Raw genomic sequence first — 12,379 nt, forward strand, 5'->3', positions numbered from 1 at the left:
AGAGACACTGGCTGTTGACATACAGACGTTTTACTTTTAGGTTACTCAACAAAAATATAAATGATAATCATTATTAATATCTTTATCGTTTTTGAGGATGATATGGAAATGGAAACGTCACTGCCTGAAGAGATTCAGCACGCGGTCACCCCCCTGGCGGCCGATAGCTTCTTCTTTATGTCGCCGTACCGTAGCTTTACCACAGACGGTTGTTTCTGCCGCGTTTCGCAGCCAGTGCAGGGCGGCGACGATCTTAACGGCGATTTTCAACAGGCCGTTGCCCGCGCGTTTGCCGATGCTCGCGCGGCGGGGATAACCAAACCGCGACTGGTTGGCGCTATCCCGTTCGATACCACTCAGCCTTCGGCCCTGTTCATTCCTGAGCGGAGCCGCTCATTTTCCCGCACCGATAAACAACACACCGCGCGCTATGCGGCGGGGATGCCGTCGTTGCAGGTGCTGGCCCGCGAGGAGATCCCGGCGCAGGAAGGGTTTATGTCGATGGTGTCGCGAGCCGCGGCGCTGACGGCGACGCCGAAGGTCGATAAGGTGGTGCTGTCGCGCCTGATTGAGCTGGCGACCGACAGGCATGTCGATACCGGCGCGATGCTGGAGCGGCTGATTGCCCAGAACCCGGCCAGCTTTAACTTCCATATCCCGCTACCGGACGGCGGCGTGTTGCTGGGCGCCAGCCCGGAGCTGCTGCTGCGCAAAGAGGGGAGCTATTTTAGCTCGCTGCCGCTGGCGGGTTCCGCCCGTCGCCAGCCGGATGATGTGCTGGATCGTGAAGCGGGCAACCGCCTGCTGGCGTCGGAAAAAGACCGTCACGAGCACGAGCTGGTCACCCAGGCGATGAAAGCGGTGCTGTCGCCGCGAAGCCTCGACCTGACGCTGCCGCCGTCGCCGCAACTGGTGACAACGCCGACGTTGTGGCATCTGGCCACCCCAATCGAGGGACGGGCGAAACCGCAGGAGAACGCGCTGTCGCTGGCCTGTCTGCTGCACCCGACCCCGGCGCTGAGCGGCTTCCCGCATCATATCGCCAAAACCCTGATTGCCGACCTTGAGCCGTTTGAGCGCGAACTGTTCGGCGGAATCGTCGGCTGGTGCGACGACGAGGGCAACGGCGAGTGGGTGGTCACCATCCGCTGCGCCCGCGTGCGGGAGAACCAGATTCGTTTATTCGCCGGGGCAGGGATTGTTCCGGCGTCGTCGCCGCTGTCGGAGTGGCGGGAAACGGGCGTCAAGCTTTCCACCATGCTGAACGTGTTCGGCCTGCACTGAGGACTCCCCATGAGCATTGCATTTACCCGCTGGCCTCCTGAGTTTGCGGACCGCTACCGTGAAAAAGGGTACTGGCAGGATCTGCCGCTGACCGACATTTTAAGGCGTCATGCCGACAGCGACGCGCTGGCGGTGATAGAGGGCGAACGCGCGCTGAGCTACCGGGCGCTGAACCAGCAGGTGGATAACCTGGCCTGCCAGCTGGCGCGTCTGGGCGTGAAGGCGGGCGACACGGCGCTGGTGCAACTGGGCAACGTGACGGAGTTTTATGTCACGCTGTTTGCGCTGCTGCGTCTTGGCGCGGCGCCGGTCAACGCGCTGTTCAACCATCAGCGCAGCGAGCTGAACGCCTATGCGGCGCAAATTGAACCGGCGCTGCTGATTGCTGACCGGACCCACGCGCTGTTTGCCGATGATGTGTTTCTGAATGACTTTATGGCTGAACACCGCAGCGTCCGCGCGGTACTGCTGCGCAACGACGACGGCGAGCAGAGCCTGGCGGCGGCGATCGCGCGCCCGGCTGACAATTTTATCGCCACGCCGTCACCGGCCGATGACGTGGCGTTTTTCCAGCTCTCCGGCGGTAGCACCGGGACGCCGAAGCTTATTCCCCGTACACACAACGATTACTACTACAGCATTCGCCGCAGCAATGAGATTTGCGCCTTCAGCCCGGATACCCGCTATCTGTGCGCGCTGCCGGCGGCGCACAACTATCCGATGAGTTCGCCTGGCGCGCTGGGGGTGTTTCTCGCCGGTGGCCGGGTGGTGCTGGCTTCCGACCCGAGCGCTACGTTATGCTTCCCGCTGATTGAACAGCACCAGCTAACCGTCACCGCGCTGGTGCCGCCCGCCGTCAGCCTGTGGCTACAGGCAATTGAGGAGGGCGGCGGCAATGCGCCGTTGCGCTCGCTCAGGCTGCTGCAGGTCGGGGGAGCGCGCCTGTCGGCAAGCCTTGCCGCGCGGATCCCTGCGGAGATCGGCTGCCAGCTGCAGCAGGTTTTCGGTATGGCCGAAGGGCTGGTGAACTACACCCGGCTCGACGATCCGCTGGCGCGCATTATTAACACCCAGGGCTGTCCGATGAGCCCGGATGATGAGGTGTGGGTCGCCGATGAAAACGGCGAACCGCTACCGCGCGGCGAGGTGGGGCGTCTGATGACTCGCGGACCGTACACCTTCCGCGGCTATTACAAAAGCCCGGCGCATAACGCCAGCGCGTTTAACGCCGACGGGTTTTACTGCTCCGGCGACCTGATTTCTATTGATGAAGATGGCTATATCACCGTGCAGGGGCGCGAGAAAGATCAGATTAACCGCGGCGGCGAGAAGATTGCCGCTGAAGAGGTGGAAAACCTGCTGCTGCGCCATGCAGCGGTGATCCATGCGGCGCTGGTGAGCATGGAGGATAGCCTGCTGGGCGAAAAAAGCTGCGCATATCTGGTGGTGAATGCGCCGCTGCGCGCGGTTGCCGTACGCCGGTTCCTGCGCGAGCAGGGCGTGGCGGAATTTAAGTTGCCGGATCGGGTGGAGTGCGTCGACGCGCTGCCGCTGACGCCGGTCGGAAAAGTGGATAAGAAAAAACTGCGTCAGTGGTTGGCTGAGCGCCCGCTGGCCTGAAGGAGAAGAGAGTATGGCAATTCCAAAACTGCAGGCCTATGCGCTGCCGACCGCGGCGGATCTTCCGGCGAACAAGGTGAGCTGGCCGTTTGAACCCGCGCGGGCGGCGCTGCTGATCCACGATATGCAGGAGTATTTCCTTAATTTCTGGGGCGACAACAGCCCGATGATGGAGACCGTGGTCGCCAATATCGCCGCGCTGCGCCACTACGCCAAACAGCACAATATCCCGGTGTATTACACCGCGCAGCCGAAGGAGCAGAGCGATGACGATCGCGCGCTGCTGAACGACATGTGGGGACCGGGGCTGACGCGTTCGCCGGAGCAGCAGCGTATTATCGCGGCGCTGGCGCCAGATGAAGCGGATACCGTACTGGTGAAATGGCGCTACAGCGCGTTTCACCGTTCGCCGCTGGAGCAGGCGCTGAAAGAGACCGGCCGCAACCAGCTGGTAATTACCGGGGTGTATGCCCATATCGGCTGTATGACCACTGCGACAGACGCCTTTATGCGCGATATTAAACCGTTCTTTGTCGCCGACGCGCTGGCGGATTTCAGCCGCGAAGAGCACCTGATGTCGCTGAACTATGTGGCCGGACGCAGCGGGCGGGTGATGATGACCGACGAACTGCTGCCGCTGCCGGGGTCGAAAGCGGCGCTGCGCGCGCTGATCCTGCCGCTGCTGGATGAGTCCGATGAGCCGCTGGATGATGAAAACCTGGTGGACTACGGTCTGGATTCAGTACGTATGATGGCGCTGGCGGCGCGCTGGCGTAAGGTGCACGGCGATATCGATTTCGTGATGCTGGCGAAGAACCCGACCCTCGATGCGTGGTGGACCCTGATCTCGCGTGAGGTGAAATGATGGCGGGGTTCGATTTTCGCGGTAAAACCGTCTGGGTGACCGGCGCCGGTAAGGGCATCGGCTATGCCGCCGCGCTGGCGTTTGTCGATGGCGGGGCCGAAGTGGTGGGGTTCGACCTGGCCTTTGAACAGGCGGACTACCCGTTTACCACCGAGGTGCTGGACATCGCCAGCGCCTGCCAGGTGGCCGACGTTTGCGGGCGCCGCTTGCAGGCGGATGCGCGCCTCGACGTACTGGTTAACGCGGCGGGCATTTTACACATGGGCGCGACCGATGCGCTAAGTCCGGAGGCGTGGCAGCAGACTTTTGCCGTGAACGTCGGCGGCGCGTTTAATCTGTTCCAGCAGACCATGGCGCATTTTCGCCAGCAGCAGGGCGGGGCCATCGTGACGGTGGCGTCCGATGCCGCGCACACGCCGCGTATCGGCATGAGCGCGTATGGCGCCTCGAAGGCGGCGCTGAAGAGCCTGGCGCTGACGGTGGGACTGGAGCTGGCGAGCAGCGGCGTGCGCTGTAACCTGGTGTCGCCCGGCTCCACCGATACCGACATGCAGCGCATGCTGTGGACCCGCAGCGACGCCGAACAGCGGCGCATTCGCGGCGTTGGCGAACAGTTTAAGCTGGGGATCCCGCTGGGAAAAATCGCCCGTCCGCAGGAGATAGCCAGTACGATACTGTTTCTGGCGTCCGATGCGGCAAGCCATATCACCTTGCAGGATATCGTGGTCGATGGCGGCTCGACGCTGGGGGCATAGATTATCTGGAAACGACACCTCAGCCTTGAGGAACTTAATGCCACCAGCCGCAGCACCCTGGTGGCGCATCTCGGCATCGTCTATACGCGGCTTGGCGATGACACGCTGGAGGCGGAGATGCCGGTAGATACGCGCACACTCCAGCCGTTTGGTCTGCTGCACGGCGGCGCGTCGGCGGCGCTGGCGGAAACGCTGGGGTCGATGGCGGGTTATCTGATGACCCGCGACGGCCAGTGCGTGGTGGGAACCGAGCTTAACGCGACCCATCATCGCGCGGTATCGCTGGGAAAAGTGCGCGGCGTCTGCCAGCCGCTGCACCTGGGTAAACAACAGCAAAGTTGGGAGATTGTGGTGTTCGACGAGCAGGCACGGCGCTGCTGCACCTGCCGGTTGAGCACCATGGTGCTGGGATGAGGCGTTAAGCCCTGCCGATCGCCGTACACCACATCAGCCGTTCCTTCAGGTTATCCGTTTCCTGCGGGAACGCGGTCAGCGCCTGGTAATAACGGTCCGCGGCGGTTGACCAGCCGCGCGCGGACTGTAATAGCACGCGTAATGCGCTGTCCCAGACGATGCCTTTTAAATCGCTGTAGGGCCAGCGCTGCGGTTCGCGAATAAACGGCAGCAGGTAATCGACGCCTTTTTTCACGCCACGATCGTCGCGCAATGTGTTCCAGCGATCAAACGCCACGTGCTCGGCATAGCGGTTGAGCAACAGATGGGCTTCCAGATTGAACAAGGCATAGTGGAACGGCATGGTCCGTTCCAGCTCCATTGTCTGTTTCCCGTCCCGATCGATTTGCGCCGCCATCCGTTGCGTCATTCCCTGCTCAATCACGCGCAACGCCAGCGCGTTGTCGCCGCAGAATAACGCGTTGACGACGCGTTGCGCATCGTACCAGGTGCCGTGGTTGTTATGCCAGACATACTCCGCGTGACCAATCTCGCTGTCATACATCCAGTGATTGAAATCGCCAAACCACTGGCGCAGGCCGATAATCTCTTCGGTATCCAGCACCTGCGTGTCTTCGATAAGACCAATCGTATCGATGACCATCCACATCAGCCGCGTATCAATCAGCCCGGTGCCGCGTCCAGAGACAATCCCCGGGATCGCCTGCCCATAATTGAGGTGAGGGTTCATCCGCGTGTCGGCATCCAGAAACCAGCAGCGGATTTGCTTCGCCGCCGCCTGGGCATACTTTATCTGGTCGGTAAAATACCAGGCCAGCCCCAGGGTCAGACAGCGTTCACACATGCGGACCAGGCGGGTGGTATCGGTGTCGTCGCTTTCACATTGCGGGTTGGTGTGTCCGTCGCGCCGAACATACGGTAACCCGTCGGGTTGCCGTGGGTCTGGCCACCAGTAGGTGCCAAGACTGAAATAGTCATGTGCATCGCCACTGGCGGGGCGCAGCGTTTTATGGACGACGCTCTCTGGCGGCGCCTGATAAGCGGCCTCGGCCTCCGCCAGCAAGCGTTTCAGCGCCTGCTGCAGGGGAGACAACGGCTGACGCAACGCATTCAGGGCATTTTCCAGGCAGCGTTCATCCAGTGTATAGAGCTTCATCGTCACGGGTTCACGCCTCCTGAGCGGTAATTCGCATCCCGGTATCCGCATCAAAGACATGTACACCGGCTAAGCGTGGTTGCAGCCAGATGGTTTCACCTTCCTGCAACGCCAGGCGCTGTTTAAATACCGAGGTAAATGCGCCCCCACCGGTTTGACAGAAAATCTGCATGTCTGAACCGGTATTTTCGATGGCGGTAATGGTTGCCGACAGGGCATCATCCTGCGCGTCATTCACCACGTTGACCTGTTCCGGGCGAATGGCATACACCACCTTTTGTCCGTGCGTAACCTGCAGGTTCGGCGGCAGCGTCAGCAGGGAACCATCTTTCAGCAGCAAGCTGGCATGGGTGTTGTTGAGGACAATCTCCCCCGGGATTTGGTTGATTTCCGGTGAGCCGATGAATCCGGCGACAAACAGATTTGCCGGTTTATCATACAGTTCTAACGGCGTGCCAGACTGTTCAATGCGTCCGTCGCGCAGTACGACAATCATCTGCCCCATGGTCATGGCTTCTATCTGGTCATGGGTGACATACACCGATGTTGTTTTTAACCGCTGGTGCAGTTCGCGGATCTCGCCGCGTACCTGAGTACGCAGTTTGGCATCCAGGTTGGACAACGGTTCATCAAACAAGAACACCTGCGGCTTACGGACAATGGCGCGGCCCATGGCCACACGCTGACGCTGACCGCCGGAGAGATCTTTCGGTAACCGGTCGAGCAGTGGCCCGAGACCCAATAGCGACGCGGCTTCGGTGACTTTATTGTCGATCTCCTGCTTCGGCAATTTGGCCATCTTCAGGGCAAAACCCATGTTTTCCCGAACGGTCATCTGGGGATAGAGCGCATAGCTCTGGAACACCATCGCGATGTCGCGCAGTTTAGGTTCTACGTCGGTGACATTACGTTCATTAATATGGACTTCCCCGCCAGAGATCGCTTCCAGCCCGGCTATCATGCGCAGCAGTGTCGATTTACCGCAGCCGCTTGGGCCGACCAGAACACAAAACTCACCGTCGGGGATGGTCAGCGACACATCTTTGATGACATGCACATCGCCGTAAGATTTGCGGACATTGTTCAGTACAACGGATCCCATAATAACTCCTTATCCTTTAACCGCACCGGACATGATGCCGCGGTTGAAATGTTTTTGCAGACCGAGATAGACGATGATGCTGGGCAGCATGGCCAGAAGCGTAATAGCAATAAAAATATTGGGGGTGATGCTTTCATCAGTACGCAGTGTGCTGAGGATCACCGGGATCGTATTCAGGCTATCGTGGTTCACGACAATGAGCGGGAGCAGGTACTGATCCCAAATCATGATGAACCCGAAGGTGACCACCGTGCCCAGCGCAGGTTTCACCAATGGCAGGATGACGTGGAAAAAGATTTGCCATTCATTACAACCGTCGATACGCGCCGCTTCCTCCAGTTCTTTTGGGATAGCGGACATAAACTCGGTCAATACGAAAATGGAGAACGCCCAACCCACCACCGGTAAAATCATCCCCAGGTAGCTGTTATAGATGGAGGCATCCAGCAGCGGGAGTTTCCAGTTGATGACCATATACAACGGAATGGCGATAACCTCTTCAGGGAGCATCATGGTCGACAGGATGATTAAGCTCACCAGCGCCACGCCGCGAAACTTTTTGCGTGCCAGCGCATAAGCCGCCAGGGCGCTTACTGAAACTTGCAAAATGGTGCCGAAAAAAACCACAATGACTGAGTTGAGCAAATACTGCCAGACGCCAATATCGTTCCAGGCGAAGATAAAGTTGCTGAATGAAAACTCTTGCGGCCAGGCCAGCAGTTCGCCGGGTTTGACCGGCGCGGCGCTGAATGCGGTGGCGATAATCCCCCAGAACGGCCCGACAAAGACAATGAATAGCAGCGCGTAAATGCACCAGCGTCCGAGGGTATCCCAACGTTGACTTAACATAGCGGCTCCTTAGTAACGCGCGATACGTTTTTTCAGGGTGAGATGACACATCGTCAGAATCACCGTAAAGGCAAACAGCAGGAACGAGACCGCCGAAGCGTAACCGTAATCGAACTGTTCGAAGCCCAGTTTATAGATGTGGGTCATGATCATTTCCGTGGAGCCGGACGGACCGCCGCCGGTGGTTGCATAAACTTCCGCAAACACGCGGAAACCACGAATAAATGACAACATCAATACGACGGACAGGGCTGGGATCATGCCTGGTAACGTGACGTAGCGCAGACGGCTCCACCAGTTCGCGCCATCCACATTGGCCGCGTCATACAGGTCGCGACTAATGCCCGCCAGACCGGCAATGAAAATCACCATGTTGTAAGGCACCGCTTTCCAGATATGCAGCAGCATGATCACCCACAACGCCTGGTCGTTACTGGCGAGGAACCCCTGATCGGCAACGCCGAACCAGCTGAGGATATGGTTTACCACTCCGTTCGGCGTGGGGTTGAACAGGATGCGCCACATTTCGGCGACGATCGCCGCACTGGTTACCGCAGGCAGAAAAATGGCGGTACGGATAAAACGTAAATGCCGGGCGGGGCCTTCCAGCAGCATGGCAAGGAAAAATGCCAGAATCGCTGCGGCAAACATGGTGACCAGCACATAGAGGAAGGTGTTGACCACCGCGCCATGCAGTTCTGCATCGGCAAACGCGCGCGCGAAGTTTTCTAATCCCACCCATTCGTTGGGCTGATTGAAATTCACCTTATAGAAGCTCATGATCAATCCCTGAATCATCGGGATGAATTTGAACCAGGTGAAAATCACCAGCGCTGGGGCGAGGAACAACCAGGGGATCAGCGCCCGTTTATGGTTGACGGTTAACCAACCTGCGCGTGTTGTTGAAGACGCTCCGTTTACCGGAGCGTTTTTAGTTACGTCATGGGTCATCAATCAACGCCTCACTTCGCCAGTACGTTTTGTTTTTCCAGCTCGGTATTCACTTTGCCGTTAATCGTCTCCAGTTCGGTTGCGATATCGCTATTGCAGTCGGCGAAAATGCGATTAAATCCATCTGCGGTGACTTGACGTATTGGCGTCCAGTTTGGTACTTGCGGCACATAGCGTCCCTGGTCGTTATACATTGCCGCGAAGGCGGCCCAGCGCTCATCCTGGTAAACGTCTTTCACATCAACGCTCTGGTTGACTGACAGCCGGACGACAGGAATATGTGTGGTGCCTTTACCCATGCCAATTTCCTGTCCCTCTTTGGAAATCATGAATTCGATAAATTTCCGGGCGGCCTCTTTTTGCTGGCTGCTTTTCATTAAAAACACGGTCGTGCCTTCAGCCAGTGTGGCGGAGCTTGCCGGGCCTTGCAGCGTGACAATTTCGAATTTGTCTTTGCCTGGGTCTTTGTCGAAAAGGGCAATGTGATAAGGGCCGGTATAGAACATACCGCTTTGACCTGAGCGGAATGACGGGATGACATCCGCAGTTGTGGCGTTGATAGCCCCTGGCTGTGTGACTTTTTCACACATCATCGTGCGCACAAACTTCATCGCCTCGGCGACCTGCGGTGTGTTTACTGTCGCGGTAAACTTACCGTCGTGCTGGGAGACGTAGTCCCCGCCAGCTTGCCAGATAAAGCTGCTCATAAACCAACTCGCGTAACCGCGCGTCGTCGACGCCGGTACGATGAAACCGTAGGTGTCGTTTTTACCGTTGCCGTCTGGATCCTGAGTGGTGAAGGCTTTGGCCAGCGTCAGCACGTCATTCCAGGTTTTGGGCTGAGGTAAGCCCAGCTTCTCGCGCCAGTCCTTACGAACAAACAACGCAAATGTCTGAGCTGAGGTGGGAACGCCGTAATACTTCCCATCGTTGCTGCGGGTACTTTCCCAGGCGGTCGGGAAAAGCTGGTCGCCGCCAGCGATGGATTTAGGGTCAATCTCCTCGGCAATGCCCAGTTTGATGAACTGCCCCAGTGAGGTTGCATCGTTAAAGATCAGGTCCGGCAGCGCATTACCTGCGGCGGCACGGGCCAGTCGTTGCTCAAAATCGGTGGTTGCGTTGAAATACTCAATTTTAATTCCTGTTTTCTTTTCAAACGCTTCCGCTTCATTTTTGTAGATATTTTTTGAATCATTACTGGCGCGGATCCACACATTCAGGGTCGTCGAAGCAAAACTTTGCCCAACCGATAACCCTAATGCGGTCATGAGGAATAACGACTTAAGTTTATTTTTAGACATGGTGATATATCCTTGTGGTGAATATTTCTAGGGAAACAGCCTCACAAAACTCACAAAAGCATTCCTGGCTTGTATAGGTCTTTGATGATGTTATTGTCTTTCTTATTATTTTCATGAAACATTGTTTTATTTTAGTTGGATTTTTGTTTTGGTCGCTACTTGAGTGATTGGTGTGTGATCCTTGTCAGATGTTTTTTTTTAAATGAATAATGTAATGACAACCTGTAAATATTAATTCGATTATTATTGCGGATGTGCCTTGAATATGTGTTATTAACCAACAAATACATAACAAATTGGTAAAAAATCAAATGTTGAATATTTTTAAACTAAGTGTGATTGCAGCGCTATTAGTTCCATTTACATCAGGGGCAGTGACGCTTGATTATCGTCATGAATACAAAGCAGAAAGCCAGACCAATGCTGACCGTCTGAAAATAGGTCACACCACCGATTCGGGCTATTTTGCGAGTGTGGAAGGCCGAGTTGCCGAAGGGAGCACCACGCAGAGCGATGGTTTCAAAGAAGGTAACGGCCATTACAGCGGTAATGGTAGTGAATGGGAATTTGGTCGCAATTTTAAAATGAGCGACAATTTAACGCTTGCCCCTGCGGTTAACCTGGATATCGGTGATACCTATATGGGCTATCGTGTCCAGATTAAAGCCATATATAAAATCTCTGATTCATGGCTGACCACATTCCGCTGGCGTCCAGGCGTTCAGATTAGTGAAGATCCATCTGTCGATAACAAACGCTTCCATCAATTCAACTGGGAATTTGGCTACACCGGTGAAAAATGGCGCGTTATTGGTGATTTAGAATATCGAATCACCGATTATGATGATTATAAAGGTGAACATAACTACTTGCTTTATAACGTTGTTGCCAGCTATCAGGTCGATAAGAACTGGACGCCATATACAGAAATTGGTTATGTACCGCGCTACAACGCAAACCATGACGATGATGATATGGAAATGCGATTCCGTTTGGGTGTGAAATATACTTTCTAAGTATTAAGTGAATGTTGCCCAAATATTATGAAAATGTTTGGGCAACATGTTATTGCTGGAAATAATATGCTGAGGAATATTTCTGGGGTGCCAGATGATTCCTCAGCGTTTTAACATCGGGGCGAGGAGATGCTTACAGCATTGAAATAACCCGGCGCAACAGGCGGATTCGCGGTTCAATCGACGCGATATCCAGCCACTCCGTCGGGCTATGGAAGCCTGCGCCGACCGGCCCCAGTCCGTCGAGTGTCGGGATCCCCAGCGCCGCCGTATGGTTGGCGTCGCTGCCGCCGCCCACGGCCTGCCACGTAACGGGAATGCCTTCCTCTTTTCCTGCCTGCTCCACCTGCTGCATCAGCGCCCGGGTGGCGTCGCTGGCGGCCATCGCCGGTTTGTGATGGACCCTGGTCAAGGTCGTCGATACACCGTCGAGAAAACCCTTTTCGCAGAGCGCAATCAGCGCCTGGTGGATACGGTCATACTCCGCATTCTCCCAGAAACGTACGTCCAGTTCGGCGCGCGCTTTTTCCGGTTCGTTACCCGCATGGGCGGCGACGCCGGTAAACTCCAGATGGAATCCCGCCATGCCTTTGCGCGCGTTCACCAGCGAGCCGTCCGCCCGGGCGGCTTCGCAGACCAGCACGCAGTTCGAGCGCTTCGCCAGTTCGCAAATCCACCGGTGGGAGTGGACGCTGCCAGTCTCTTCGTCCGGGTTCATGGCCACCGCGATAGCCAGCCGCTGGCGATGTTCCGCAGGCAGTGTCCGCATCGCCCACAGGATATTCAGCAGACCGCTTTTCATGTCCGCGACGCCGGGGCCGTACAGACGGTTTTCGTCGCGGCTCATCGGGCGCTCGGCCACGGTGCCCGCTGGGAACACAGTATCAAGATGGCCGACCAGCAGGACGTCGAACCGCGCCGTCTGCGGCTGGGTGGTGACAAAGACGCCAGGACCCACGGCACTGCCTAAATCCACCTGTTTGGCATGCCAGCCTTCCTGCTGTCAGAGTGTTTGCATGATGGCCGCGACGTCCGCTACGCCATGAAGGGTTTGCGTGCCGCAGTC

Annotated in this window: 11 protein-coding genes and 1 pseudogene; 6 read left to right on the plus strand and 6 right to left on the minus strand. The window is 56.8% G+C overall.

Going from position 1 to position 12,379, the window contains the following annotated elements:
- Positions 1–108: 108 nt before the first annotated feature.
- Genes entC through entH form a run of 5 tightly spaced genes read left to right on the plus strand, consistent with a single transcriptional unit; the run spans position 109 to position 4,938 of the window.
- Positions 109–1,284 (plus strand): isochorismate synthase EntC, encoded by a 1,176-nt coding sequence (gene entC, locus JO226_RS19720; protein WP_296406565.1) that lies wholly within the window; start codon positions 109–111, stop codon positions 1,282–1,284.
- A gap of 9 nt (positions 1,285–1,293) precedes the next feature.
- Positions 1,294–2,904, plus strand: coding sequence for a (2,3-dihydroxybenzoyl)adenylate synthase EntE (entE, locus tag JO226_RS19725; protein WP_296406567.1), 1,611 nt, complete (start codon positions 1,294–1,296; stop codon positions 2,902–2,904).
- A gap of 13 nt (positions 2,905–2,917) precedes the next feature.
- On the plus strand, positions 2,918–3,769 hold the full coding sequence (locus JO226_RS19730; RefSeq protein ID WP_296406569.1) for an isochorismatase: 852 nt from the start codon (positions 2,918–2,920) through the stop codon (positions 3,767–3,769).
- Positions 3,769–4,524 (plus strand): 2,3-dihydro-2,3-dihydroxybenzoate dehydrogenase EntA, encoded by a 756-nt coding sequence (gene entA / locus JO226_RS19735; protein WP_296406571.1) that lies wholly within the window; start codon positions 3,769–3,771, stop codon positions 4,522–4,524. Before JO226_RS19730 ends, entA begins: the two co-directional genes overlap by 1 nt.
- The gene (entH, locus tag JO226_RS19740; RefSeq protein WP_296406584.1) at positions 4,525–4,938 is read left to right on the plus strand and encodes a proofreading thioesterase EntH; all 414 of its coding nucleotides are present in this window, start codon (positions 4,525–4,527) and stop codon (positions 4,936–4,938) included.
- Positions 4,939–4,942: 4 nt separating this feature from the next.
- Here the strand turns inward: entH and JO226_RS19745 are convergent, their stop codons facing one another.
- From JO226_RS19745 to JO226_RS19765, 5 genes are read right to left on the minus strand one after another with little or no spacing between them, the layout of a single operon-like run.
- Positions 4,943–6,094 (minus strand): alginate lyase family protein, encoded by a 1,152-nt coding sequence (locus JO226_RS19745; RefSeq protein ID WP_296406586.1) that lies wholly within the window; start codon positions 6,092–6,094, stop codon positions 4,943–4,945.
- Positions 6,095–6,104: 10 nt separating this feature from the next.
- Positions 6,105–7,196, minus strand: a complete 1,092-nt coding sequence (locus JO226_RS19750) for an ABC transporter ATP-binding protein (RefSeq protein WP_296406573.1) — start codon at positions 7,194–7,196, stop codon at positions 6,105–6,107.
- 9 nt (positions 7,197–7,205) lie between these two features.
- On the minus strand, positions 7,206–8,045 hold the full coding sequence (locus JO226_RS19755) for a carbohydrate ABC transporter permease (RefSeq protein WP_296406575.1): 840 nt from the start codon (positions 8,043–8,045) through the stop codon (positions 7,206–7,208).
- 9 nt (positions 8,046–8,054) lie between these two features.
- Positions 8,055–8,996, minus strand: a complete 942-nt coding sequence (locus JO226_RS19760) for a carbohydrate ABC transporter permease (RefSeq protein ID WP_296406577.1) — start codon at positions 8,994–8,996, stop codon at positions 8,055–8,057.
- A gap of 11 nt (positions 8,997–9,007) precedes the next feature.
- Positions 9,008–10,297 carry a sugar ABC transporter substrate-binding protein gene (locus JO226_RS19765; protein ID WP_296406578.1) on the minus strand — a complete coding sequence of 430 codons (1,290 nt, stop codon included), beginning with the start codon at positions 10,295–10,297 and terminating at the stop codon, positions 9,008–9,010.
- Between the two features lie 311 nt (positions 10,298–10,608).
- On the opposite strand from JO226_RS19765, the gene JO226_RS19770 reads away from it, so the two are divergent.
- Entirely contained in the window at positions 10,609–11,313 is a 705-nt protein-coding gene (locus JO226_RS19770; protein ID WP_296406579.1) for an oligogalacturonate-specific porin KdgM family protein, read from the plus strand.
- A 133-nt stretch (positions 11,314–11,446) separates the two neighbouring features.
- Here JO226_RS19770 and JO226_RS19775 read toward each other — a convergent pair.
- Positions 11,447–12,379: pseudogene (locus JO226_RS19775) on the minus strand (M20 family metallopeptidase); the annotation flags it as partial.

The sequence above is a fragment of the Pluralibacter sp. genome (assembly GCF_019237635.1).
Classification (GTDB): Bacteria; Pseudomonadota; Gammaproteobacteria; order Enterobacterales; family Enterobacteriaceae; genus Enterobacter_B.